Below are 25,031 nucleotides of genomic sequence, written 5' to 3' on the forward strand. Positions count from 1 at the left end.
CTGCCGGCACGAAACCTACCGCACAGTCCTGACTACCAGCTTAGAACCTGAGTCGGGCTAGGTGGTAGTGAGGTTACGCTGATTTACTTCTGAATAGCCTAAAATCTGCTGGGCACCAACCGTTTAAGCCCCAAAGCCGGTTTCTCTATAAATCGCCATGAAAGATAAGCAAAAGGAAGAGTCAGTATAAAAGTCAGAAGCATGTTTATTACTACATGCAACTGTTCCGACCCAAACGAAATAAGAACTTGCTGAACAGGGAAAGCGTAGATGTAAACTCCGTACGAAAGATCATTTCTGTAGCCCCAATAAACTTTTATCACAGAAGCTAAGCCAAGCAGGGCATAGATATATAAAATTTCAAATCCGTAGAGATAACCTTTTAAATCAAATGCTGCAATGATAAAAGTTATAAACACACAGCCCCAAACAGCCAGCTGATTAATTTTTATTTTATCTCCCCAAACATAAAAGAGGCTACCTGCTAAGAACATTGGGGCTAGGCGTGCGAAGTGCCAGTACATATTCGTAGTTGCATCAACATGTTCAAGTACGGGTCGCATGAACAGACTACCTAGAAATAAGACGGTAATCAGAGTTTTCTGATACTTTTTTACAAAAGGAATGAAGGCAACTGGTATGAGACAGAGGTACGCCACAAACTCATACCATAGAGTCCACGCCGAACCATTCCAAGCAGTATTGGGGTTGCCTCCCAAAGTACCTTCTATGCCCCATTGAAGTTTATACAAGTCAAAATTATTGAGAACATATGAAACAGCTGAGCTCTCAGATAGTCTTGCGTCATCTACGAAAAATAGGTGTACTGGCACAAAGAAAATGAGGATCATCAGCATAGAAACCCAATATCCTGGAAATATCCTCAGGAATCTCCGCCAGAGGTAAGATAAAGCCCCCCCCCTTTGAGCACTAGCCAATATTAGAAATCCGGAGGCACAAAAGAATAAGTCAACTGCCATTCCTGATATAAACTCAATTTTAGAGTCCAGATTACCAGTCAATGGATAAGCATGACCAATGATTACAAATGAAGCCAAGATAAATCTCAAAAAATTGAGAGAATTCTTACCCCGCAAGATTGCATCATTTATGGTCGGCGAGCTCTGATTAATCATCATTTTTGTTCCCTGCTGAATGAAACTGTTGCTGGGTCGCTACCAATCCTTTTTCAATGAGCATGCGGGTGGCATCCGCAGCGTTAGAAATCAGGAGAGGCAAAGATTTCGCTTCGGTGGAGCTGAAGGGCTTGAGCACAAAATCAGCTGTGTCCATGCGTCCGGGAGGGCGGCCGATGCCGGTGCGAACACGATAGTAATCCTTAGTACCCAGGGCCTTAGAAATATCACGCAGACCATTATGGCCGCCCTCACCACCACCAATTTTCAGCTTGACGGTGTCAAAGGGAATATCGATCTCATCGTGAATAGCAATCAGGTGGTCCGGGTCGATGCCATAGAACTGCGCCAGCCCGGCAACAGGGCCACCAGAAGTATTCATATAGGTCAGCGGTTTGGCCAAAATAACTTTGGGTCCGCCGATGCCTAGACGACCCTCGATTACTTGGGCACGGGAACGGTGCCATTTGAAGCTACCACCCACCTCACGTGCCAGCTCATCAATGACCATTTGCCCCACATTGTGGCGGGTCTTCTCATATTCAGGGCCAGGATTACCCAAACCAACAATGAGCCATGTATCAGCCATACCTGTCGCTTTCTTTCTACCTGTTAAAAGGTCTAAAAACTTCACGTTCACCAGTCTAAACGCAGATTCCATATAAAGAAGCCCGCACCCACCGGTGGGTGGATGCGGGCTTATACACAGTAATTACCTACTGTAAACTCAACAAGTTATTACTGCTTGTTGTTGTCTGAGTCGTGAGCTTCACCAGCCTGATCTGATTCTTCAGAAGCGGGCACGATGTCGCCATCTACTGCATCTGCATCGTCAACAGGGTTGCCTTCAGCGTCGGTGTCGCCTTCTTCACCGGGCTCGGGTACGTCGAGTACTGCAGGCTCAGCAATGTTAACAACAATTGCTTCCTCGTCAGTCAGCAGGGTAACGCCTTCGGGCATGACAACGTCAGCAGCGGTGATGTGCTCACCTACTTCGCGGCCTTCGATGTTGATTTCGATAACCTCGGGCTGCTTGATAGCGTCAGCTTCAACCAGCAGAGCGGTCATTTCGGTGTTAGCTACAGCGCCTGCTGCTACTTCACCCTCAACGTGTACGGGGATTTCAACCTCAACACGCTCGCCGCGCTTAACGATCAGCAGATCCATGTGCTGAATTTCGGGGCGGATAGCGTGACGCTGGATGTCCTTAACCATTGCCAATACTGACTCGCCTTCGATATCGAGATCGAAAACAGCGTTGGGGGTACGTGCTGCAAGAGTGGTCTCATGACCGGGCAGAACAACGTGCTTGGGTTCTTCGCCGTGACCGTAGATTACTGCGGGAATATCGCCTGCCATACGAATACGGCGTGCGTAGCCCTTACCGAATTCTTCGCGAATGGTTGCTGAAAGCTTGTATGCACCTGACATGGGTGTCTCCTTCTATATTTTGGTTGTATGAACGTACTGCGCCAAGAGATGTACTGGCGCCAGAGAGTGCGTCTCTAACCATAAGCACCAGCGTCCTGCACCCAAAAGATTCAGGGACGCGTGTGCTCGCCAGCCACCGTCAGTTTCGGACCTGCGTTCGCCCGCAATTTTCATTAAAGTGTTACAGTCCACTGCCTTGGCTTGCCTGAGCAGTTTTCTGTCAACCAATTTTTGTTTCCTCGCGTACTCGGAAAATTGGTTCACAGCTACTTTGGCTTACTGCCCATTGTGGTGGGCAACTTGTTAAGTATGCCTGAGATGGCAGGCGGTCTGCAAGATATATGAGTAAAGAAACATCGTGCCCCGCCTGTCAAGGAGCGGGGCACGAGTTATTTTATTGGTTTTTCGCCAAGTAGCTTTCCAGTGCTATGCCGTGATCGCGCGGCGTGAAACCTGCTGCGATAATCTTTGACAGATTCATCGCTGAGTTAGTGGGGCGGGGCGCGAAAATCTCAGACTTGGCAAAGTACTCGGCGGTGGTTGTCTCAGAAACTCGCGTAGCATCGTGTCCAGTCAGTTCAAAAACCTTCTGTGCAAGCGCAGCCCAGGTAACGATATCGCCGGTATTCGAGACGTGATAGGTACCGTAGTTTGCCTGTGTTTTGAGCAGGTGCAAAATCGCTCCTGCAAGGTCTTCGGTGAAGGTGGGGCGGCCGTGCTGGTCAGCTACTACTGACGGGTTGATTCCGCGCTCAGCAAGAGACTTCATAATCTCAACAAAGTTCTTACCTTCACCTATCACCCATGAGGTACGCACGATGTAGTGACGCGGTACAACAGCTACTGCTGCTTCACCTGCAGCCTTCGACTGGCCGTATACGCCCAAGGGAGCTAACGGTGCGTCCGCTGTGTATTCTTCGCCCAGTGGTAAAGATCCGTCAAAAACGTAGTCGGTTGAGACGTGCACCAGCGGAATGTTAGCTTCTCGGGCAACGGCGGCGAGCGCGGCGACACCGGTAGCGTTTGCTGCCCATGCGGCAACACGCCCTTCTGAGGTTTCAGCGGTATCGACAGCTGTGTAGGCTGCGGCGTTGATAATTGCGCTAAAGGAGCGCCAGCGGAAAGTACCTTGCCAGGACGCCGGGTCGGCGATATCCAGCGTCTCGCGGGTGGTTGCAACAAATGGCGCGCCTGATGCTTCGAGCTGGCGTACCAATTCTTTACCGAGTTGCCCTCCAGCCCCAACGACCAAAATCGGTGCGGGCTTGACCGCAACGACGTCCGTAAGACGGGGGTGGTTTTTGTCCTTATCAGAGAGTTCAGCCTGCTCCAGCAAAATGGGCCAGTCAATAGCCACCGTCTCATCTGCAAGGTTCAAAAAGGAATACTCGCCTTGGGCATCTGCTGACCAGTGGTCATTAACCACATAGGTGTAGGCGGTGTTGTCTTCGAGGGTCTGGAAAGAATTACCGACACCGCGGGGGACATAGACTGCGGTATCTGGTCCGAGTTCCACGGTGACGGTCTTGCCGAAAGATTCGCCCTCCCGCAGATCCACCCAGGCGCCGAAGATTTTACCGGTGGCAACAGAAACGAACTTGTCCCAGGGCTCTGCGTGTATGCCGCGGGTGGTACCAGCAGCTGCGTTGAAAGAAATGTTGTTCTGCACCGGGCCAAAGTCGGGCAGACCCGCAGCAACCATCTTTTCGCGCTGCCAGTTTTCTTTGAACCAGCCGCGGTTATCGCCGTGAACAGGCAGGTCAATAATGAGTAGGCCGGGAATCTTAGTTTCGTGTATTGCGAGTTCTTTTGCCATGTTCTATTGACCAGCCTTTGCGTACTTTGCCTCAACCTCGGCTTTGAGAGGCTCCCACCAAGCGCGGTTTTCTTCGTACCACTTGATGGTGTCAGCTAGACCAGCTTCAAAGTTGGTGAACTGCGGTTCCCAGCCTAGCTCTTCGCGCAGTCGGCTGCCGTCGATGGCGTAGCGCAGGTCGTGACCGGGGCGGTCAACAACGTGCTCAAAAGCGTCCTCGGGCTTACCCATGAGACGCAAGATGGTACGCAGTACGGTGATGTTGTTTTCTTCGCCATCTGCACCGATCAGGTAGGTTTCACCAATTTTTCCCTTTTCGAGAATGGTGTGTACTGCCGATGAGTGGTCGGACGCGTGAATCCAGTCGCGCACGTTCAGCCCCTCGCCGTACAGTTTTGGCTGAATGTCGCAGAGAATGTTGGTGATCTGACGCGGGATGAACTTCTCGATGTGCTGATAAGGACCGTAGTTATTGGAGCAGTTAGACATTGTTGCCTCAATACCGAAGGAACGCACCCAGGCGCGCACCAGCAGATCGGAACCTGCCTTGGTAGAAGAATAGGGAGATGACGGGTTGTAAGGAGTTGTCTCGCTGAACTTCGCCGGATCGTCCAGTTCAAGATCACCAAAGACCTCATCGGTGGAGATATGGTGGTAGCGGGTCTTGTGGGCGCGTACTGCCTCTAGCAGGGTAAAAGTACCGATGAGATTCGTGTGAATAAAGGGGGTGGGGTCGCTGAGGGAGTTGTCGTTGTGTGACTCAGCTGCATAGTGAACAACGGCGTCCGCCTCTTTAACCAACGGTTCAACAGCATCGCGGTCAGCGATATCGCCCTTCACCAGTTCAAACCGGCTAGCGTCCAAGCCTTCAAGAGACTTCTCATTAGCGGCGTAGGTCATCTTATCGAGAACCGTTACAGAGTGATCTGTGTTTTCAAGTAAGAAGTGAACAAAGTTAGAACCAATAAAACCGGCGCCGCCGGTCACAAGAATATTCGACATGTAACCAATGCTACTGCTAAATTGGGTGAATTTTGCAACGAAAATTGGTGGCGTCTGTGACAGAATATTTTCTTATGAAGGGAATTATTCTGGCAGGCGGAACCGGTTCGCGCTTGCACCCCATTACTTTGGGCATTAGCAAGCAGCTTGTACCGGTCTATGACAAGCCCATGATCTACTATCCGCTTTCAACATTAATGTTGGCGGGTATTCAGGACATCCTGATTATTACGACTCCCGCAGACCAAGATCAGTTCAAGAAACTCCTGGGAGACGGTTCTCAGTACGGTGTTCGCTTGACCTACAAGGTTCAGCCTAGCCCCGATGGTCTGGCGCAGGCGTTTCTCTTGGGAGAAGAACATATTGGTAACGACTCGGTAGCACTGGTTTTGGGCGACAACATCTTTTACGGTCCCGGACTTGGCGCCCAGTTGCGTAAGTACACTGCTGTAGACGGAGCCGCTGTTTTTGGCTATCAAGTTGCCGATCCATCGGCGTACGGCGTTGTTGATTTTGATGAAAACTTCAAGGCACTCTCCATCGAGGAGAAGCCAGAAAACCCCAAGAGTAATTACGCGATTCCAGGGCTCTACTTCTACGACAATAAGGTCGTGGAATATGCTCACAGCATTAAGCCCTCACCACGCGGGGAGCTAGAAATCACCGACCTCAACAGAATGTACCTCGATGAGGGCAAGTTACAGGTAGAAGTACTCCCCCGCGGCACAGCTTGGCTCGATACCGGAACTTTCGACTCCTTGGCAGATGCAACGAGCTTCATCCGAACCGTTCAGGCACGCCAGGGTCTTTCGATTGGCTGCCCCGAAGAGATTGCCTGGCGCATGGGCTTCATCGATGAGGCACGTCTCTCGGAGTTAGCACAGCCTTTGGTTAAGAGCGGATACGGAAAGTATCTACTTAATCTGCTCAAATAATTTTCTTTACCCCACCTCGCAGGTCTATCTGGTATTAGTATTAAAAGCCGGTGCCATTTTGTGAACAGCTCTGCGAAGCTTCGGCTTATTTAAGGAATCCCTGATTTATGACAATTCTAGATTTTATTCGCCTGACGCGGGCGAACTTAAAGTACCTGCTAGCAGGTCTCCTCATCGGTGCGCTACTAGGGCTTGGATACTCTCTTCTTCAGCCAAAGGTCTACGCATCTTCCTCGACCGGTTACGTAACAGTTGCTGGGTCTGCTGGCATCGGTGACGTTATTTCAGGTAGCTCAGCAGCAAAAGAGAAAGCTGCCGGTTACCTTTCGCTCGCCAACAGCCGCGCAGTAGCAGAGCGTATTGTGGAGCAGCATCCTGAGCTCAATATGGATCCCAGTGAAGTAGCTGGACGACTAACCGCAACACAGGACTCTGCTTCTGCCCTCATTAAGGTTCAGGCAACTGGTAATACCCCTGAAGATGCCCAGGTTCTTGCTAACTCTGCTCTAGAGTCAATTGCGTTCGTAGCTAATGAGCTTGAGGGTAGCAACGCTGTTCGTGTTGTGCCGCTTGAAGATGCTCTGCCAAACCAGACCCCGATTAGCCCTAATGCTCTTAGGAATATCCTCTTAGGTTCCCTCGCTGGTTTCCTAGCAGTGTACGGTGCTGTTTTCCTTCGCAAGGCCATCGATACTAAGGTTCGAACTCGTGACGATGCAGTCAAGTCATCAGGTCTTGGGGTTCTTGGTATGCTACCTCAGTCTGATGACCTCGACGGAGCCAAGATCCTCCATGAGGCAGGCAACCATGTCTCGCAGGAGTCAATTCGACAGCTTCGCACTAACCTGCGTTTTGTGAACGTTGACAACCCTCCCAAGTCTGTTCTGCTTACTTCATCTGAACCAGGCGAAGGTAAGTCGACTGCAGCTTCAACTCTTGCTCACGCCCTAGCAGAATCGGGTCAGCCCACCATCATCATCGATGCTGACTTGCGCCGCCCCACTGTTGCTAAGAAGTTCCGCATTGACTCAAAGGTTGGTCTAACCGAAGTTATTGCTGGTCAGATTGAGCTTTCAGAGGCTGTCAAACAGTTTAAAGACTCGCAGCTCTTCATTCTGCCCGCTGGTCGAATTCCCCCGAACCCCTCCGAACTTTTGGGGTCAGATAAGATGCGCAGCCTGATCCGGGAGCTATCTGAAGAGTTCATGGTAATTATCGATGCACCCCCGGTACTGCCGGTTACTGACGCTGTTCTGCTTTCTAACTCCGTTGATGGCGTGGTGTTAGTTGCATCTGTAGGCCGCACCAGTCGCGAGCACTTGCAGGAAGCTTCAAATAACCTGCAGCAGGTTGGCGCAAAACTCATAGGTCTTGTACTCAACCGAGTACCTACTGGTGGTTTCGGTGGCGGTTACTATGGCTTCGGTTACGCTTCTTCAAAGGGTTACACTGCTTACTACGGTTCAGATACATCCAAGAACCAAAAGCGGGGTTTCTCGAAGAAATTGACTAATCGCTCAAAGTAAAAGTTATTATAAAATATGAGGCAGGGCATCATTGCCCTGCCTCATATTCATGGAAGCGAAGTTTATGACTAGTGAATCAGCGATGGATGCGAAAAACGCTCAGAATGTACCTCTCAAGGCACGCATTACGCTGTCGCACGCCCATTTGCAGCACTTAGCGAATCTCAAGTATGTCGATGTTCTGCATGTCAAAGGCTATGCTTTTGGCACAGACACTTACCCAGCAAACCGCACTAGTTCTGATGTTGATTTGTTAGTTCGTCCTGACCATGTAGAAACCTTCATTGAGGTTCTCATCGACAACAATTGGTCAGTGATGACGAGCTTTGAGACAGGCTCCGATTATCACCATGCTATGACTGTTTACCATCCTACATGGGGGCTGGCTGATATTCATCGGTATTTTCCCGGTTTAGATGAGTCGCCTGCCGTATCTTTTGAGAAATTATGGTCTCAGAGACGCATTAAACCGCTTTCGAATTTTCCGTGTCCTACCCTTTCGATCGTTGATGCTCGCATCTTGGTGTACGTGCATTCCGCACGTTCAACGAGTCCTCTGAAAACCGATGTTCGCTATCTTGAAGACAGATTGCTTTCAAGCGAAAAGGAAGAGATGCAACAGCGGGTCAAAGAGCTAAATGCAGAACTAGCTTTTGCGGCAGCAACGGGTCGTCTCGATGAATTCGTTCACCACCGTGACTACTTATTTTGGAAGACTGCCTCAGAACCTTCACCTGAGACATTGCGCTGGTATGCCCGCGTAAAGACGGCTCGGGGACTGGGGGCTAAGGTACAAACCATCATTAATATTTTTAGAGTTAATAAAGACCATCTTGCGATGGAGCTTGGTCATACGCCCTCACGTGCAGAGGTACGCGCCAGATTCTTCTCACGGTTCGCTGTATTTACCCGTAAAAAGAGGCACTAACTATGTTGTATTCTAGGCATCGAGCATCTGCCTTTACTCTGCGATCAGATGTTGAAAGTACTGAAAATTTCGAAACTGATTGTCTGTATATAGCTAATTTAGAAACGTCAGTTATTTCGATCATTGACGGTGTGGGAATAGCTATTTGGAATCTCTTAGAGGAACCTATTGAGGATATCGATCTCATTGCGGCTGTCGCTCAGATATTTGGCGAAACGTCAGAGGTAGTAGCTGAGGGCACCCTCACCTTTTTAGAGCGTCTACAAGAATCAGGTTTCGTTGAGATCCAGTAGTAGCTCATCTAAGATGCAGGTGCCCTCAGCGAGAGGGGGAAAGTCTGCGCTTTCTAGATTTTCTCTAAGTGCTGCTTGATTTCTGTGATGAATCGGTCTTCTGAGAAACTCTCCACATGTTCTTTGATGAGTTCAGCATGCCAAGTCTGAGATTCTACTACTTCTACTGCTTGAATGAGCTGTTCTGGTCGAGCCTCGTCAATAAATACGCCGTTAACGCCCTCACGGATGGTGTCTAGGTAACCACCCGCTCGAAGCGCGATAGTAGGTTTGCCAAATGCACCAGCCTCAAGGGGGGTCAAGCCGAAATCCTCATAGGAGATGGCTATTAGCCCCAGTGAATGCGCGTAGGCATAGCGCATATTAGCGTCTGAGATATCGGAAGCAAAACGGGTGTTGGGGCCAGCAAATGCCTCTAATCTGTCTTTATCAGGACCGGAGCCAACGACAAGAAGTTTCTTTCCGGTCTGCGCAAATGCTTTGACTGCCACTTCTACGTTTTTGTAGGGAAGCAAACGTGAGACAACTAAAAAATAATCTGAGTCAGCAAGAAAATCATCGAGACCATCAATTTCTTGTGATTCTTTACCTATACCGATGGAGTACGGCGGGAATACAACGGGCACATTTTTTTTGTAGACCCGGTGTATGCGTTCTTTAATCTCGGTCGAGTTAGCTAAATACTTACCAGCTCTTCTAACGGCACGATGATCCCACGCTGCAAGCCAGGGTCTCAGAATTTTAAGCGAGATTCTGACGACTTTGCTAGATTCCTTCCCCAAATACTGATTGCTCAGGTAGAGCCATCGAGCGGGTGAGTGGCAGTAGATCAAAGATTTTGCGTCAAACATGAAACCGTGGGCCCACCCGGTTGAGGACACTATAGTTTTATCAGCTTTTACTCTCATCAGCTGAGAAAAAATAGGCAGCAGCGGCAGCGCCAGACGGTGATTTTTTCTGAAGATTGAAAATTTATTGAGCGGCGACACTATGATGGTGGCGTCTTTGAATTCTGGGTACGTTGTTTCAGGGTTGTACAAGGTAGTGTAAATCGGTGCCTCGGGGAAAGCCCTATGAAGGGCGAGCACCACACGCTCGGCTCCCCCGCGCTGTGTGAGGTAGTCGTGAGCAATAGCTAGGGGAACACGCGGTGAACTAGCTTTGTTTTTGCTCAAGAGGGGAAAACGTACATGCATAGAGGATATTCATCGCTTTCAGTTTAGAATTTTTTGCGTGCCCGGTGGGGGTAAATGCTACCGGCGTAACCTGCTGATTCGACAATGAGTGACACTATTTTCTCACCTGCATAAAATGGCAGTTTATCGATAATTTTGTCTGCGGTTTCTCCCATTATCTTAATGGTAAATTCAGTTTGTATTCTAGCAAATGTTCTCACTGCTAGCCCCCACATACCTGTTGGTCGGAGAGGGGGTAGCGCGTTCTCGCCGTGCTTTGCCAGGAATATGTTTCGTGCGGCTCCTGAATAAAGAGCCCTACGAGCTCTGCCTGCCGTTGTGGTCGCTGCGATGTGGTGTTGAACCTCAAGATTCTTCGCCAGAATCATTTTTGCTCCCCTGTCGGCGAGCATACGACCCATATCAACGTCTTCCCAGCCGTACTGCTTGTAACGGGTATCGTAGCCACCAACAGCTTGGTACATCCGAGCTGACATAGAGCAGTTGGCTGCCCAGAAATGCCAGTGACCTGAGGGATCACTTGCGTAGGCGTCTTCCCTAAATCTCTTGTCTCGGTAATGACCGAAGACACGGGCATGAGGGGTGTCTGGGTAGAGGTTGTGTACTAATCCCATAGCTCCAACTTCTTGATCACCCAAATGGTACGAGAGGTGACTTGCTATATAGTCGGGGTTCATCTCTATATCGTCATCGCAACGAATAAGAATATTCGCGTCCGCCGCTTGATGACCAGCGTTGAGCGCAGCAACTCGTCCCCGATTTTCGGGCAGGACGATAACTGAGAGGTTGAGAGCTCTCTCTGAGATGTATGTATTGACGACTTCTTCGGAGGCATCGATATCACCGTCAATCACAACAATGACCTGAAAATCCTTTTCGGTTTGCTGGATGAGCGCGTCCAAAGGGTAGTGGAGCTTTGAGGCTCCACCGCGAGTAGGAATAATAACTGCTGCTTTATATGTCATAAGTTGATATCTTTTACGAGTGGGAGAGTGGTCAGAAAATATAGATGCTTAGTCCTATTGCAACTGCTCAAGGAGAGATGCAACGCGCTGCTTGCCCGCGGCGGGCGAAAACCGTTCATGCCAACGGTTGTAGGCAAGATTAATCATGTTTTCAAGCAGCGGCGAATCTTGAGTGATTTCCTCAGCTACGGCAGCTATGATTTGGGCGAGAGACTGGGGGTCTGCACGAGCAACAATGAAAGGGTAGGTCTCACCGACTACTTCTGGGAGAGCACCAGCATCAGAAACAATCAGCGGTGTTTTAGCGCTCATCGATTCTGCTGCGACGAGACCAAATACTTCGTCCCAGTTCGAGGGCACCACTAGCATATCAATATGAGAGAAGAACTCCTCTGGGGTAACCCAACCCATTTTCTCGAGAGCTTTGCCCAAATTATCGAGAGATGCTTTGAGTTCTTGTGTATCTGATTCTTCGACGAAACGAGATTCACCGCCCAACACGAGTTGATAGCCTGCCGGGGTTCCTGTATTGAGGATATCGATAGCTTGAGCTAAATATTGAGTACCTTTAAAGTCTGAGGGGCGTCCTAAGAAACCTACCCGCACAGGTCTGTTAGAAAGTGGCTGCAAAACATTTCTTTCAACGGGATGTACCCAATTATGAAAGGTTTGGAATCCTGCGAGTTTTTGTGCTGCGAAATCCGATGGAGCTAAAAGTGCTCTAGCTTTGTGGCGGGCTAGACGTGCAACAAAACGGTGAGTACCCTCCGGTATTTGATGAAGGTGAACAATTCTGTTTTTCTGACCAGCCGTGGCAAACGACGGCACTAAGCCGTTGCACCAGAGCAGACGCCCACGACGCTGCGTGGCACTCCACAGGCGAAGCTGAGCAATGTACTGTTTACGGTTTGTACTGGGCAGAATTACGGTGGAGAAACCTTCGTCCTGCGACGCCTTAACAACTTCATTAGGTTGAGATGGCGCAATGATAGTGACCGCGTGACCCAAAGATCGCGCTGCGCGGGCAATGTTGAAAAGCATTACTTCACCACCACCAATGTCACCGTTATTGGTAGCCAGTACTAGCTCGCTAGAATTCATATACACCCACCCTTAAAATATTGCTCATTTTATCATGTTCCTGCATGGACTAGGCATTGATATAGTCCACCTCAAAAACGCATTCTTTGAGAAAAATACGTAAAGGAAAGATAATACAAGCCCGAGAGTCGATGCACATACAAGAACCATAATATCTGACATACCAATTTTGGACAGTAGAACTCGAACAGGCGGAACAAACAAAAGGTGTGCTAGGTATATGGGCAAAGAATAATACCCCACTGTTTCTAGTATCCTAAAATTTATTTTTTGATAAATAATAGAAAATATTAGGAAAACTACCAACATACCGAAAATTGAAAACAAGATACCGCTGAGCACACTTTGCGCAGTCTTATCCACGTCCTGCAAAGTAGGTAGTGTTATCCTTACGCCTTGGAAAAAAATCCAAAAACATACTAAAGTAGCAAAAGTAGCAAAAGAAATACTTAATAGATTAAACCCTGACTTCTTGATGATAATATTTCCAAATACAGATCCGCCAACAGCAAAGAAAATAAGCGATAAACCCTGCAAGTAGAAATATTCTCCATTGACTCCCCAAAACAACCAGGTAAGAACCCCAGAACCTAAGAGCGTAAGCATAGCTCTACAGATATTATGCCAAGGCTGAAGGGTAGCGATTGCTGCATAAGCAATTGCTACCCACGGTAGAAACCACAGGTGACCCAGGGGTTTAAAGATGTTTACAACTTCTTGCCATGTAACAGGGGTATTCGCAAACCGCGAGCCTAGAATCTCATATATACCTTGGATGAGAGTCCACACCAGATAGAGGTAAAAAAATTCTACAATTCGCCTAATCAACTTTTGGGAATTTCTTCCGGCACGAAACGAAAATGAAATGTTAATACCGAAAAGAAATGCCAGCAAGGGGAGATGCAAGCTGTAAAGCACAACATGAAGATTCCTAAAGAACAAAGATTCAGAATAAGTAATTCCTGATTGAAGAATCCCCAAGTTTGCATGACCAACCACAACTCCTACTATCGCAAGACCCCTGAGAGCATCAAGCACCTCGATTCTTCTTTTCACTTGCACTATCATTTCAAGATTCCGTCCAATAGGCTCCAGCCAACGTTAATACTACTTAAATGAATATATTATTTCCGAATAATTCATCCACAGAAAGAATTCAGTTACCTCTTTGAATAAGATCCAAAAGCAACCGTAAGCTTCTTTCTAAATTTCTTACTTGTAGCAACCTCGAATAGCTTGTACGTTGCAACCAAAATAGAAACAACAATCAAGAAAGCAAGAATTCTACTCCCGGATGCACCCAGAGTTTTAGTGTCGTAATGGATTATGGCGCGCCCAGTAAGGGTATACGACAAACAGTTAGGACTACCAGACCTCGTAACCCGTCCAGGTTATTCAGTCTTCTACTGGGTAACTTTTCTTTAGACAAGATGTTTAGACATCATTCATACTCTTTTCGACGCGTCCTTTGGCAGGTAAGGCTGTATAATATAAAGCTAAACCTATTGCAATTCCCCAGGGAGCTGTCAATATTACCTCCCCCAGTCTCCATGAGCAGATAGCGAGAAGAACAATTGCGGCTTCTGCACCAACGTTGCGTTTGAGGTCACCGTACAGCTGACAGCGCTGCTTCCAGATGAATCCTGCAAATACGGTGCAGGAAAGTATAACAATTGTCCACGGCCATCCACCCTCAACAAAGAGCGTCCAATAGGAGTTGTGGAACCAGATACTTCTACCACTTTCCAAGGTAACAAAAGCTTCTCCCAAACCTAAACCATTCCAGGGCGCGGACTGAACTTTTTCCCATGATTCGATATCAATTTGCTCCCTAAACCAGTCAGTACCGGTACGGTCACCAAATAAAGCGCTATCTGCAAAGTTTCTTTGTAACCACTCAAAAATCCACGAGACAAATCCGGCGAAAATCAGTTTAAGGAAAGCATTAAGGTTCTTCGAAAAGAATATCCACATAATAGCTATCATGAAAGCAGCGATACTTGTTCTAGAGCCAGTGAGCCATAAAAGAGGTAAGAATGTCAAAAATATAAGAATCTTCTGACTATTATTTTTGGAAAAAATATACAAGAAAAAAGGGGTAATAGCGTAATATAGACCAGCTACATTTTTATCTCCCAACCATCCGCTCAAAGCCCCATTATAGGTATCAGGAGCTATTCCCGCGTAGAAAGCCACCGCGTTAAAGACGAGTCCCAAACCTAATCCGCCAACAAATGAACGCAGGTTCACCCTCTGATCAGCTATAACAACGACCAAGCCAACTACAACGCTCATGCGCCCTACGCGGCTTACAATATCTTCAATTTCCTTTCCCGACAAAAAATATGACGAATAAGATATGTAAATAACGCTTATAAAGAATATTGCTAGAAATAGACCTATTTTTGGGACATGATACGCAGGCTTTTGAAATAGCCTGAAAAAGACCAGAGCAGAAACAAAAATCATTCCCGCTGGTACACCAAATAAGGGCATTCCTATGGTAATTAAGGACGAGCCAACGATGAAATCCAGTATATTGAGCTTACCAACACCTTGGGCAAGCTCTTTCGCATCGTCTTTTATGGTGGCAGTCAGAGATTGGCTAGCCAAACTATCACGGGTTTTATGATCGTTGTCCACTACCAATGATGCGCGGTACGGTGACATCTTAAAGCACCTCCGTGTATTTTTGTGCAATACGCTGAGTCATCTCAGTAGTAGTGCTCCATGAGAAATCGCTCGACCCTAACTTTTTGCCCGAAGCTACTTCCAGAATTTTCTGAGCCGCAGACTCAACTATCTCCTGACGGTTCATAGCAGTTAGAGCAGGCACCATTTCAGCATCTTCTAACTGCTCTGGGTTACCACCCATAGCAGTAGCAATCACCTGCAGCCCGCCTGCCTTCGCCTCCAGCAGAGTGTAAGAATTATTTTCAGCAATCGATAACTGCACTAAAAGGTCATTGCGTCCCATCACCTCAAAGGGATCGCTGAACCCCGAGAAGTTAACAGAATCACCGATCTTAAGATTTTCTACCTGCTCCTGAAGCTCGTCAATGCATCCGCCCTTACCAGCAATTTCAAGGGTCAGAGCCGAGTTACTTTTAAGCGCTAGAGCAAAAGCATCAATCAAAACATCAATCTTCTTCTCAGGGGCAAGACGTGCCATCGAGACAACCCGTAGGATCCCAGGCTCCCCCGCTACCCGCGCGTCCGCCACTTTCTGCGTAACTACATCAAGATCAACCCCGTTGGGTATGACAGTGACGCCGCGGGCACCCCACTTGCGCTTCATCTGCACCGCATTAAATTGCGACACCGCAATTTTTCCATCCGTAAACCAGAGACGAACACGATGTACGTTTTCCATCAACACTGACTTGGCTTTTGTACCGTGATAGACCAAGTCATCAACAGCAATGCCGTGTTCAGTGCTGATGAGTTGAGGGGCAACAGATGCGCGTCCAACCCTACGGAGCAGTTTCAACGCATTCACTACCACTACACCAATCACATCCGCATAAGCGAGGTGAGTGTGGACGAGGTCAGGTTTTACCTCTGAGATAATCGCTTGTAATGCCTTGCACGATGACACAAAGCCAAAGTCGGGACCAAATTTTCCTACACGAACATCAACGTCGAGAGTACGCAAATGCTCCGCCAGTTCACCCTCAGGGCAGAAGAAAACAAGGTCGAAACCCTCGATGCCGTTTCGTGCGATATCGACTAAATGGCGTGCCACACCCGCAAAGTCTGGAACGGGCATGCACAATAAAACCGTTGGCTTCTCTTGTTTTACAGCCACTTTTCCAACCTATCGAGTGCGGTGAAGAAACCTTCACCGTTATTGACGTGACCCTGCCAAATCTCAGGAATGAAAGACGAGGTGGGGCTCAGCTCGCGCAGCTGCTTACCCAATGATGCCCAGTCAACATCGCCTTCACCCACCTGGACGCCCTCACCATCAACACCGGTGCCATCCACCAGGTGCAGGTGAATGGTGCGAGGTGCAAGAAGCTCAACAGCCTCACTCAAAGGCATCTTCAAGAAATTAGCTGCGAGCATGGTGTGTGAGATATCCAAACAAAGAGCGGTGTCAAAGGTATCTGCAAACTCTGCGGTGTCCTTGGGATCCAAGAAAAGGTTATGGTACTGCTGACCGCCCATCAACCAGGGGTAAGGGGGCAAAGTCTGCGCCGCCAAACGCACGCCAGAAGTATCAAGACGTTTGAGAGCTTCACCGATACGCTCGTACTTTTCAGCACGCGCTGCAGCTGGTATGTGGGCGTCCTTAGTAAAACCGCCCATGGTGGTGACCATAATGGGATCATCATCAACAGTGAAGTAACGGGTCAGGTCACGAGTGATGTCAATAGTTCGCTGAACCTCAGCGATGGAGCGCTCCCAGATTTCCTGATCACGTGACGCCAAATCTACAAGGAAGTCCCCCGCGAAGAGGTCAGGCAGGTGGGTTGTGAATGATATATCGAGCTTGCGATCAAAGACGTCATCGATATCGATTTCAAGGTCTTTGTAGCTGAAATGGAACTCCAAGAAATCAGGCTTAGCTTCAGAAATGAGAGGCTTAAAGTCATGGTAGCGTACGGGCAGACCCCAGGGGCGATCAAATTTAAAGTCGCGACGGGTCACCAAGTCATCTTTAAGGTCACCCTCAAAGAAGAAGGAACCAGCTTCAACGTCACGTGCCATAGTGCGCCCCACCAGCTGCGGTAGGTAGTTGGGCTGCAGACCGCGTCCGGGTGACTTCACCTCAACGTCTTCTGCCTGCACAACCTCACCCTTAGCGATAGTGCGAGTAGCCACTAGGGACTTAGCGAGGTTCACGCGGTTCATCAACTCGCCGGTTGAAACTTCACGAGGTGCTGCGGTACCGATAGATTCTTCGACCTCGCGAATCTGAGTCACCATAGCCTTGAATTCATCGGGCAACAGAGAAACAGTGTGGTCATTGCCCTCAAGGGTTTTATCAATGGTGAAGTGCTTTTCAATAATTTTCGCACCGCGAGCAACAGCAGCAATCGGAACATGGTAGCCGCGCTCGTGGCCTGAGTAGCCTACCAGCGACTGACCAATCTCAGCCAAACGATCCATATACGCCAAGTTCACATCTTTAAAGGGCGCAGGGTAGGTTGACTGGCACTGAAGCAGAGCGTAGGAGGCACCCGCTGAACGAATCAGATTAACAGACTCACGGATTTCCTCTTCACGGCTCATGCCGGTTGATATCAGCATCGGAAGACCACGCGACGCCATATCACGCAGAAGCTCATGGTTAGTGAGGTCAGCAGAAGCCACCTTCAAACCCTGAACGCCGTAATCGACCAGAGCCTGCACGGAAGGGCCGTCCCAAGGAGTACACATGATATCCATATCATGCTGCTTCACGTGGTCGAAGACCTCATACATCTGATCTACGTTGAAAGAGAAACGACGCAGTAGGTCAAGAGTATACTGCACGCCTAAGTCTTCACCCGCTGACTTTGAACCAGCCTGACGATAGAGCGCGTCCATGTCTCGCAACTGGAACTTCACCGCATCGGCGCCGGTTTCAACAGCCAAGTCGACCAAGCGCTTTGCCAAGTCAACGTCACCCTGGTGGTTGTTACCAATCTCAGCAATGATGAATGAAGGAGAATTTTCGGTGATAGTGTGGCGACCGATACGCAATACGTTCTGCTCATCCATAGCAATAGCAATCAGATGACCGCGCTCATCAACGAGCGGTAGCAAAGAAACACCCGTGGCAAACTCTTTTTGTAGCTCAGCGAGTTCGCTGCCGAAAGCTGCTGAACGCATATTCTTATTGGCTACCTCAAGTGCTTTAGTTTCAAGAGAAGCAGTCGGATTAGCAACCAGCCAACGGCGGAAGTCACCGTCAGACAGCGCCCCCTGCAAAACACCAGACTCATTCACCAGAAAAATAATGCGCTGACCGTTGGCAGAAATCTTCTGTAGAGCAGTAAGAACAGGGTCTTCGGAAAAGACAATATAGGGGGTGGTGTTACGCTCAATAATCACGGGCGAATAATTCCTTAGTTGTTGTTATCAGCATGAATCTGCTGAAGCTGGTGTTCGGCTAGAGAAAAATCGATGGGTGCGTCAATATCAACACCCTCAATTTCATCAAGCATAAAGAGTTCAATTTTACCACCAAGACGGTTATGAAGCTGCTCGTAAATCTCAGTGGTAGTAATGTACATTGAACCATTTTCGCGATACCTAAAGGTTTCGCGAGTTAGCTCCTGACGGCGGGGACGCGCCATCACTTCGTACTGCGCGGTCGGAGGGGTGGTTGCTGCCCAAATGAAAGGACCAATGGGTATAACGCCCACCATGGAGTCTGAGTCTGATTCAGCGAACTGTTTGATAGCCCGCTCTAAAGTACCGGGGAGTCTTACCGGGCTGGTCGCTTGCAACAACATGACCGCGTCCGGACGCTTACCCTTTTGAGTGTAAAAATCAATAGCGTGTTCAATAACCGGTTCGGTTGCTGTTGTGTCTTCAGCCAAGTGCGCAGGTCGCATAAAAGGAACCTCGGCGCCGTACTCTTTAGCGATAGCGGCAAGCTCAGCATCGTCAGTTGATACAAGAACATCGATTTCGTGTACGCCCTCTAAAGCGTGTTTCGCTTCAAGAGCCTGCTCAATCGTCCACGCGACAAGAGGTTTACCTGCAATCGGTTTAAGGTTCTTCCGAGGAATACCCTTAGACCCGCCACGAACGGGAATTACACACAGTAGGCGCATCAGCTCAGTCTCTCCTTGATGTACTGCGCAATTGCTTGCGCGGGTTCTTGTGAAGGGATACTCGGTGCTGGGGTGGGTTCGCTCCCCCACCTATTCATACCGTATCGGTCCCAGAACTCTTCTAACCAAGCAGGCGGGTTGGGGTGATAAACCCAAGCAGGCACACCACGAATCGCAGCCTCTAATACACCGGTAGAAAAGACTGAAACTACCGGGTTATTTAGATTCTTGAAGGGCTCGAGACCTTCATCAATCTCTACTCCCATTTTCGCCCACAAACGATGGGTAAGTACAGACAATTTATCCTTTTCTTGTGGGTGAGGTCGGTAACGAGCGTTATTTTCTTTGCAGAAAGTGTAACCTGCTTTGGCGTAGGACGCGCGCGGCAGCTCAGCCCCGTGCATCTGCCCCAGAAAAATTGGCTGCCTCGAGATGTTGACTTTCTGTTCCCCCGCTGCCGCCTGGGCTGCATCATAAAAAAGTTGGGAACCCACTACCCTGTAGGAAATATCAGATCTACCCGAGATCCAAAACCGCGCGTCAGCATCAGTGAAAGCCAAAAGGGTGGAATTGGCAGGTAGCGGAGGTGCATATGGGGTCATAAGCCCATGTTGAACCACTACAAACTCAGTGCCCATAGCTCGGGCATAACGGTAAGCGGCAGCACCATACTGCATGTAATGACCGGTAGAGAGAATAGCTTTTACTGAAGTGAGTTTAGATACTTCACTTTCTAAAGCAATACTTGTTCGCCACTCCCCCGCCGACAAAAAATTTGAAACATCAGTAGGTGCCCACACCGCGATATCAGCAAAATCCATATGATGAGTTGGTTCTATGAGTGCACTAATAGTCGTTGGTGCTGTGGTATCTAGTACCACGAGAATTTGTGGATTAGATCCTCTTACATGTAAGTATCCCGCGATGGATTCTGGAGCTTCAGAGGCTCCCCCAACTCCCAAAAGTCCCTCTATAACTGTAGGGATATTGGAAAGAATTCCTCGAACACGTTGCTTAACGTTACTTTGTTGAGACCATTCATACCAAGCAGCTAAATCCTCGGGATGGTTCAAGCCATATTTAGCTACTGCCATAGCTGCTCCAATACTCTAATGCGTTTATCGAACGTATGTTCGTTGAGAGTTCGTTTTTGACCGGCTTCACGAACTTTTTGTGCCCACGAAGGTTCAGCGAAAATTCGCTGACAAATTTCTATTAATTCCTCTTGGCTTGAGTAGGCAAGAACCTCTTTGCCCACCTCGTAATAACGCTCTACTTCAGAGCGATCAATGATCTGAAGCCCGCCTACTCCTGATGCCTCGAAGGTACGCATAGTGAAGCCATCTTGGTCACCATGGATATTGAGGGTCGCTGGCGAGTTCGCCATGACACCATATGCCTGAGAACGATCTAAGTCACGCCCCACTTCGATTCCCGCGCTGGTGAAATTGCGGGTTCGTGCGACATCCCACCAGTGACGTGACCACTGCTTACCATAAGCTTTTACTGGCAGACCCGCTGTGTGCAAAGCTTTGAGCATCGCTTCGCGTCCGGGATAGCGAGCACCAACGAAAGTGATTTTATTTTCAGCTGCGGGAATCACAGGAGTGTATACATCGTATGCTAAAGGAACCTCTAGTGCTGAGTAGCCTTTGCTTTTAAGATTCTCAACGTCTGCGGGGCTGTAGCTGGCTATAGGTCCTAGTAACCCCAAGTTGAAAGTTTTGTCTGAGTAGCGCATGCGCCTGAACTCGTCGTACATCCAAGTAGCATGGCGGGCGCCGCTTGCTGCAACCGCATGCCACCACTCTTCACCCAGCTGGTCACCTTTAATCACGAGCACAATATCAGGCTGCACCTGACGCAATTTTTCAATTGCAGCATGAGTTATTTGCTGCTCCACATTTGCAGGGCGCAACCGCTCAGGTAGGTCATGCAAGGCTTTATTTTTGACGCGCTCTAATATATTCCCGGAGGCATCATAAATATGAGTACTGACATTGTACCCTACTTGAGCGAGTGACTCTTTTATTGCCTTCCAATAGCCGTGAAAGTTAGGGGAGACCAAGAGGAGTTTGGGATGTACCATTTATTCCGCCAAGCCGCGTTCAGTGAGCTCTTCAAGGGCAGTATCCCAAGCTTCGCTCTTAGCACCGGGGGCTTCCCACGACTTCTGAATAAAATCAGCAATAGATTCACGAGCACTCCATCGGGGCTTGGGGGCATTAAGAGAGTAAGCGTAGGACATATCTGCCAGAGCATGGTTAATGTCACCGGCACGCTTAACATCAACGTGCTCTATAACAGCCTTACTACCACCGGGCACAGCATCAATCGAGTATTGAGCTAGCTGGTCGAGCGTAATACGCTCGCCTGAGCCGAGGTTGAGAACGCGCGGTGATTCGTCACAATCAGGTAAATTGTCTATTGCCCAGATAATAAAATCTGCTACATCCTCCACGTGAATAAAATCGCGGGTTGCAGTACCATCACCATATACAGAAAGGTTCTTCCCTTCTCGAAGGCGAGCAAGAAAAGCCGCAAGCACGCCGGTATACGGGTTATGAAGGGCCTGCCCTGGTCCAATAACGTTTTGAGGACGAATGATGACTGATGGCACCTTACTTTGGGTTATTTCACGTACTACGTCTTCACCCTCAGACTTAGTTTCACCGTAAACAGAGAGAGGCGCGTGCGCATCATCCTCGCGAGTACCTCGTTCCTTAAATCCTTCACCGTAGACAGCTCGAGAACTCAGTGAGATGAGTGGAATACCCCACTCAACTGCGTATTCCGCAGCTATGCGGGTGCCATCGACGTTAACACGACGGTATCGATCAGTTTCATACATTGACTGGGCTGTGCCGGTTTCTGCAGCGAGATGTATAATGACGTCACTTTGGGGAAGTTGGCTCCACGCTCCGTCATCAGATACATCACCCACGTAGATCTCACCGGGGAAAGCAGCTTTCTCAGCCTCAATGTCTTGATGCACCTGTTCAAGTAATGAATCTAAAGCTAACACTTCATAACCTACGTCTACAAGCTTTCTTGCCAGTTTTAGTCCAATGAAACCGACACCGCCTGTCATGAGAATCTTCAAGATGTACCCCTAATAGATTGGTAATAAAAAAAAATTAGCTAGACTCTAAGAAATCATACGCGCAGGTACACCAGCAACCGTAACACCGGCTGGAACATCTTTAGTCACAACAGCGCCGGCACCTACCGTTGCACCTTCACCAATAGTCACGCCGCCAAGAATAATTGCTTTCTCACCGATAAAAACATTATCGCCGATAACGATGTCTCCTTTTGTCCATATTTTATCGTGATTATACTGGTCATGTTCGCCAGTAGTAATTGTAACAGAGTCCGTGAGCATAATATTATTTCCCAATACGACGCGCCCCACTGCGTGAAGGTGAACCCGATGACCAATATAATTATTGTCCCCGATAATTATTTCCGCTCCTTCTTCTGCCTTGAGCCAAATTCCTTCATAGATCGCGTTATTAGAACCGATAGAAATTTTATCGATACCACCCAAAGCCATTGGAGATACAATGACCGAATTTGCTTCAAATTTTTTAAATGAACGAGTATAAATTTTCTTTGAAATTTGCTCATGCAATCGCCAGCGCAAGGAAGGGATTTTTTCTACAAGAGTTTTAGGGATGCTCAACTTATTTTCCTTTCAAATAGCCTAACTCTGTTTTCAAGATATTTTCAGCATGGACATTAGGATTTCCGAGACTTCTCACTTTATTAAAAGCAAAGTTAACGAGGGATACAGCAGTTAATGCCAACTTGATATTTTTAGGTCTTCCCCATTTTCGAGAGTAGATAAAACGTGAGTCAACAACCCACTGACGGCGACGCTGAGAATCACCACTGGATCCGCCGCCGACATGTTCAACGGCAATGCTCCCAGCAAAGTAACGAGGCAGACCCATCCGCTTCATACAATACTGGAAATCCACTTCTTCACTATTCATGAAATAGCGTTCATCCATTCCCCCAACCTGGTAAAACAGGGTTAAAGGCATAACCATACAGGCACCAAATACCCAATCAGTCTCAACCGTTGCCCCAGTAACGCATTTCAAATCATGCCCCACCAGCTTATGCCACCATGTGGTTTCTCTAAAACGAGCCACCGGGGTAAACCATTCCCAAGCGAACTGAAAGGTAGTTGGAAATTTACGTCCTACCCATTGGGTATTCCCATTCTGTCCTAAGATTTGAGGGCTGAATAACGCGTAACCGAATTTTTCTGCCTGAGCAACAGCTTCTTTGACAAAGCTTTTACCCAAGTTCAAATCAGAGTTCAAAATAAATAACCATTTACCTGTAGCAGCTGCTACGCCGGAGTTCACATTGGCACCAAACCCACCGTTAGATTCTCGCCGAACAACTACTACCCCCTCTATCTCAGGGAAAGGCTGAGGCGAGCAGTCATCAGAAACAATAATTTCCATTTCTACGCTGTCCCTCTGCCGCTGAAGCTGCTCAATAAGGGCTAACGTGTCGGTAGGATCGCCGTAAAAAGGGATAACTGCTGATACCAAAGGAGACGTCATAGATACTCTTTCTGTTAGCTCTTAATACCAGCACGAGAACGGTGTCTGATGCGAGTGATACTGCCTCTGAACTCTTTATAAAGTAGAATGGGTTCTTTTAACAAGGTCTTATAAAGATCAAATCCACGCATGGTAGGGACCTTACCCATGAAAATCCTTGTGGCAAGAAGACGACCCATAAGATATTTGCGGCGCGCATATTGATACGGCTGCATTGGTGTAACCACATCGGGGTTTGTCTCTCGAATCTCAATGACACCGTCAGCAGCGGCGTCCTGAATCAACTGATAGCCACGCTGCGTACGGGCAATAAGCACGCTGCGCCCGGGCTTATCGCCGAACTCTGGGTAGCCTTTTTCATCTGCCTCCCAGAAATCTCCAGCAGTAATATCAGCTGACTCGCCTACACCATCCGGGCAGATTCGGCATCTCCACTGAACGGTTGGACCCAACGATGCGCCCCAAGACTCATCATAAGAAGTTGAAACTCGCTCACCACCCTCAGCAATAGCGGTGAACTCCCCGGGCCACCCGTTTCCTCTGTACCACATTGATTCCAGCGGACGATCCTTAGGAATACCCAGCTTCTCAATAAGGTTCTCCGTCGCGTCCTGCGAGGGAGTACCTGCGCAGAAGAAACTCATCATAATAGGGCTAGCAACCCCAATAGATTTCTCATATGCGCGACGAGCGGAAACCTCACAGGGTTTGCCCACCAATGCCCCCGCGCTTTCCAAAGACTCAGGATCGCTGAGAGCACTGACGGGTGCGTATCTAGAGCCAGCACTTGCGAGGGCATCCTCTTTAGACATAATGGTGACGGGCACCGTACGCCGGGGATTAGGTGCTGCCGCTACCCCTCTAACCGAGGAAACAATACCTCGCGAAATCATCCATGCGTTAAGAGCTGATAGAGTACCACCGCTACTACCCTTCGTTCGAAAGGCGTCATCGGTTGCCCAAGCCTCCCAGATTCCCACAATAGGACCAAGAGTTTCATGACGCTTAGCCTCTGGATTTTTAATAGCCCGAACGTTCATACCTGGACATGACTGTTTAAAGACTTTTACCAGGCGAGGGTCGTCTTTATCATCACCGACGAAAATGGGACGCATGAAACCATCATCTGTCATCTTCATCTCTACCGCGGAAGACATGGCTGCACATAGGCCACAGCCAGTACACATCTGATTAGCCACAACCCCAGTCACAACATTTTGAAAGGTAACCATATTTTCCCTGTAAACCTAATAACTCGCTTCAGTAGAAAGTCTAACAACTCATACCCTGGATACAAGCTACTCACCTTACGTTTGTACTGTGAGATTACAATCTCTTTAGGAGTTCAA

At 48.4% G+C, this 25,031-nt stretch carries 23 protein-coding genes; 4 read left to right on the top strand and 19 right to left on the bottom strand.

Features of this window, described 5'->3' with window-relative positions; translation table 11 throughout:
- Window positions 1-98 precede the first annotated feature (98 nt).
- The 5 genes from JTP09_RS05095 to rfbB form a co-directional block, all read right to left on the bottom strand.
- Window positions 99-1,139 carry an acyltransferase gene (locus tag JTP09_RS05095; RefSeq protein ID WP_204877373.1) on the bottom strand — a complete coding sequence of 347 codons (1,041 nt, stop codon included), beginning with the start codon at window positions 1,137-1,139 and terminating at the stop codon, window positions 99-101.
- Entirely contained in the window at window positions 1,129-1,725 is a 597-nt protein-coding gene (gene pth, locus JTP09_RS05100) for an aminoacyl-tRNA hydrolase (RefSeq protein WP_204877374.1), read from the bottom strand. Before pth ends, JTP09_RS05095 begins: the two co-directional genes overlap by 11 nt.
- A gap of 149 nt (window positions 1,726-1,874) precedes the next feature.
- A complete protein-coding gene (locus JTP09_RS05105; RefSeq protein WP_204877375.1) occupies window positions 1,875-2,567 on the bottom strand; it encodes a 50S ribosomal protein L25/general stress protein Ctc in 693 nt (230 codons plus the stop codon).
- Window positions 2,568-2,961: 394 nt separating this feature from the next.
- Window positions 2,962-4,383 (bottom strand): dTDP-4-dehydrorhamnose reductase, encoded by a 1,422-nt coding sequence (rfbD, locus tag JTP09_RS05110; protein ID WP_204877376.1) that lies wholly within the window; start codon window positions 4,381-4,383, stop codon window positions 2,962-2,964.
- A gap of 3 nt (window positions 4,384-4,386) precedes the next feature.
- Entirely contained in the window at window positions 4,387-5,385 is a 999-nt protein-coding gene (rfbB, locus tag JTP09_RS05115) for a dTDP-glucose 4,6-dehydratase (RefSeq protein ID WP_204877377.1), read from the bottom strand.
- Window positions 5,386-5,459: 74 nt separating this feature from the next.
- Here rfbB and rfbA point away from each other — a divergent pair, with 74 nt between their 5' ends.
- The 4 genes from rfbA (at window position 5,460) to JTP09_RS05135 (ending at window position 9,067) form a co-directional block, all read left to right on the top strand.
- A complete protein-coding gene (gene rfbA, locus JTP09_RS05120) occupies window positions 5,460-6,320 on the top strand; it encodes a glucose-1-phosphate thymidylyltransferase RfbA (RefSeq protein WP_204877378.1) in 861 nt (286 codons plus the stop codon).
- 107 nt (window positions 6,321-6,427) lie between these two features.
- Window positions 6,428-7,846, top strand: a complete 1,419-nt coding sequence (locus JTP09_RS05125) for a polysaccharide biosynthesis tyrosine autokinase (protein ID WP_204877379.1) — start codon at window positions 6,428-6,430, stop codon at window positions 7,844-7,846.
- Between the two features lie 64 nt (window positions 7,847-7,910).
- Window positions 7,911-8,774 (top strand): nucleotidyltransferase family protein, encoded by an 864-nt coding sequence (locus tag JTP09_RS05130; RefSeq protein WP_204877380.1) that lies wholly within the window; start codon window positions 7,911-7,913, stop codon window positions 8,772-8,774.
- A 2-nt stretch (window positions 8,775-8,776) separates the two neighbouring features.
- Window positions 8,777-9,067, top strand: a complete 291-nt coding sequence (locus JTP09_RS05135; RefSeq protein WP_204877381.1) for a PqqD family protein — start codon at window positions 8,777-8,779, stop codon at window positions 9,065-9,067.
- 53 nt (window positions 9,068-9,120) lie between these two features.
- Here the strand turns inward: JTP09_RS05135 and JTP09_RS05140 are convergent, their stop codons facing one another.
- The 14 genes from JTP09_RS05140 to JTP09_RS05205 form a co-directional block, all read right to left on the bottom strand.
- On the bottom strand, window positions 9,121-10,263 hold the full coding sequence (locus JTP09_RS05140; protein ID WP_204877382.1) for a glycosyltransferase: 1,143 nt from the start codon (window positions 10,261-10,263) through the stop codon (window positions 9,121-9,123).
- A gap of 23 nt (window positions 10,264-10,286) precedes the next feature.
- Window positions 10,287-11,228 (bottom strand): glycosyltransferase family 2 protein, encoded by a 942-nt coding sequence (locus JTP09_RS05145; RefSeq protein WP_204877383.1) that lies wholly within the window; start codon window positions 11,226-11,228, stop codon window positions 10,287-10,289.
- 54 nt (window positions 11,229-11,282) lie between these two features.
- Window positions 11,283-12,329 (bottom strand): glycosyltransferase family 4 protein, encoded by a 1,047-nt coding sequence (locus tag JTP09_RS05150; RefSeq protein WP_204877384.1) that lies wholly within the window; start codon window positions 12,327-12,329, stop codon window positions 11,283-11,285.
- Window positions 12,330-12,353: 24 nt separating this feature from the next.
- A complete protein-coding gene (locus tag JTP09_RS05155) occupies window positions 12,354-13,367 on the bottom strand; it encodes an acyltransferase family protein (protein WP_204877385.1) in 1,014 nt (337 codons plus the stop codon).
- 396 nt (window positions 13,368-13,763) lie between these two features.
- Window positions 13,764-14,999, bottom strand: coding sequence for an O-antigen ligase family protein (locus JTP09_RS05160; RefSeq protein WP_204877386.1), 1,236 nt, complete (start codon window positions 14,997-14,999; stop codon window positions 13,764-13,766).
- Window position 15,000: 1 nt separating this feature from the next.
- Window positions 15,001-16,098 (bottom strand): glycosyltransferase, encoded by a 1,098-nt coding sequence (locus JTP09_RS05165; protein ID WP_204877387.1) that lies wholly within the window; start codon window positions 16,096-16,098, stop codon window positions 15,001-15,003.
- A 29-nt stretch (window positions 16,099-16,127) separates the two neighbouring features.
- Window positions 16,128-18,371 carry an N-acetylneuraminate synthase family protein gene (locus JTP09_RS05170; protein WP_204877388.1) on the bottom strand — a complete coding sequence of 748 codons (2,244 nt, stop codon included), beginning with the start codon at window positions 18,369-18,371 and terminating at the stop codon, window positions 16,128-16,130.
- A gap of 14 nt (window positions 18,372-18,385) precedes the next feature.
- Window positions 18,386-19,099 carry a cytidylyltransferase domain-containing protein gene (locus JTP09_RS05175; protein WP_204877389.1) on the bottom strand — a complete coding sequence of 238 codons (714 nt, stop codon included), beginning with the start codon at window positions 19,097-19,099 and terminating at the stop codon, window positions 18,386-18,388.
- Window positions 19,099-20,193, bottom strand: a complete 1,095-nt coding sequence (locus JTP09_RS05180) for an RNA-binding protein (protein ID WP_204877390.1) — start codon at window positions 20,191-20,193, stop codon at window positions 19,099-19,101. The genes JTP09_RS05175 and JTP09_RS05180 overlap by 1 nt, the downstream gene beginning before the upstream one ends.
- Complete coding sequence (locus tag JTP09_RS05185) at window positions 20,184-21,038, bottom strand: glycosyltransferase (RefSeq protein WP_239478815.1); 855 nt, start codon at window positions 21,036-21,038, stop codon at window positions 20,184-20,186. Before JTP09_RS05185 ends, JTP09_RS05180 begins: the two co-directional genes overlap by 10 nt.
- Before the next feature lie 150 nt (window positions 21,039-21,188).
- Entirely contained in the window at window positions 21,189-22,190 is a 1,002-nt protein-coding gene (locus tag JTP09_RS05190; protein WP_239478879.1) for an NAD(P)-dependent oxidoreductase, read from the bottom strand.
- Between the two features lie 57 nt (window positions 22,191-22,247).
- Window positions 22,248-22,784, bottom strand: coding sequence for a DapH/DapD/GlmU-related protein (locus tag JTP09_RS10230; RefSeq protein WP_304621700.1), 537 nt, complete (start codon window positions 22,782-22,784; stop codon window positions 22,248-22,250).
- Window position 22,785: 1 nt separating this feature from the next.
- Window positions 22,786-23,682 carry a glycosyltransferase family 2 protein gene (locus JTP09_RS05200; protein WP_204877393.1) on the bottom strand — a complete coding sequence of 299 codons (897 nt, stop codon included), beginning with the start codon at window positions 23,680-23,682 and terminating at the stop codon, window positions 22,786-22,788.
- A 14-nt stretch (window positions 23,683-23,696) separates the two neighbouring features.
- Window positions 23,697-24,839 carry a Coenzyme F420 hydrogenase/dehydrogenase, beta subunit C-terminal domain gene (locus tag JTP09_RS05205; protein WP_204877394.1) on the bottom strand — a complete coding sequence of 381 codons (1,143 nt, stop codon included), beginning with the start codon at window positions 24,837-24,839 and terminating at the stop codon, window positions 23,697-23,699.
- Window positions 24,840-25,031: the final 192 nt, after the last annotated feature.

The sequence above is a fragment of the Rothia sp. ZJ1223 genome, from assembly GCF_016900985.1.
Taxonomy (GTDB): Bacteria; Actinomycetota; Actinomycetes; order Actinomycetales; family Micrococcaceae; genus Rothia.

Excerpts from the sequence above, each read along its gene's own strand:
- JTP09_RS05095 (WP_204877373.1), bottom strand. The coding sequence starts at position 1,139 with ATGATGATTAATCAGAGCTCGCCGACCATAAATGATGCAATCTTGCGG.
- pth (WP_204877374.1), bottom strand. The coding sequence starts at position 1,725 with ATGGCTGATACATGGCTCATTGTTGGTTTGGGTAATCCTGGCCCTGAA.
- JTP09_RS05105 (WP_204877375.1), bottom strand. The coding sequence starts at position 2,567 with ATGTCAGGTGCATACAAGCTTTCAGCAACCATTCGCGAAGAATTCGGT.
- rfbD (WP_204877376.1), bottom strand. The coding sequence starts at position 4,383 with ATGGCAAAAGAACTCGCAATACACGAAACTAAGATTCCCGGCCTACTC.
- rfbB (WP_204877377.1), bottom strand. The coding sequence starts at position 5,385 with ATGTCGAATATTCTTGTGACCGGCGGCGCCGGTTTTATTGGTTCTAAC.
- rfbA (WP_204877378.1), top strand. The coding sequence starts at position 5,460 with ATGAAGGGAATTATTCTGGCAGGCGGAACCGGTTCGCGCTTGCACCCC.
- JTP09_RS05125 (WP_204877379.1), top strand. The coding sequence starts at position 6,428 with ATGACAATTCTAGATTTTATTCGCCTGACGCGGGCGAACTTAAAGTAC.
- JTP09_RS05130 (WP_204877380.1), top strand. The coding sequence starts at position 7,911 with ATGACTAGTGAATCAGCGATGGATGCGAAAAACGCTCAGAATGTACCT.
- JTP09_RS05135 (WP_204877381.1), top strand. The coding sequence starts at position 8,777 with ATGTTGTATTCTAGGCATCGAGCATCTGCCTTTACTCTGCGATCAGAT.
- JTP09_RS05140 (WP_204877382.1), bottom strand. The coding sequence starts at position 10,263 with ATGCATGTACGTTTTCCCCTCTTGAGCAAAAACAAAGCTAGTTCACCG.
- JTP09_RS05145 (WP_204877383.1), bottom strand. The coding sequence starts at position 11,228 with ATGACATATAAAGCAGCAGTTATTATTCCTACTCGCGGTGGAGCCTCA.
- JTP09_RS05150 (WP_204877384.1), bottom strand. The coding sequence starts at position 12,329 with ATGAATTCTAGCGAGCTAGTACTGGCTACCAATAACGGTGACATTGGT.
- JTP09_RS05160 (WP_204877386.1), bottom strand. The coding sequence starts at position 14,999 with ATGTCACCGTACCGCGCATCATTGGTAGTGGACAACGATCATAAAACC.
- JTP09_RS05165 (WP_204877387.1), bottom strand. The coding sequence starts at position 16,098 with ATGCCCGTTCCAGACTTTGCGGGTGTGGCACGCCATTTAGTCGATATC.
- JTP09_RS05175 (WP_204877389.1), bottom strand. The coding sequence starts at position 19,099 with ATGCGCCTACTGTGTGTAATTCCCGTTCGTGGCGGGTCTAAGGGTATT.
- JTP09_RS05180 (WP_204877390.1), bottom strand. The coding sequence starts at position 20,193 with ATGGCAGTAGCTAAATATGGCTTGAACCATCCCGAGGATTTAGCTGCT.
- JTP09_RS05190 (WP_239478879.1), bottom strand. The coding sequence starts at position 22,190 with ATGACAGGCGGTGTCGGTTTCATTGGACTAAAACTGGCAAGAAAGCTT.
- JTP09_RS05200 (WP_204877393.1), bottom strand. The coding sequence starts at position 23,682 with ATGACGTCTCCTTTGGTATCAGCAGTTATCCCTTTTTACGGCGATCCT.
- JTP09_RS05205 (WP_204877394.1), bottom strand. The coding sequence starts at position 24,839 with ATGTCTTCCGCGGTAGAGATGAAGATGACAGATGATGGTTTCATGCGT.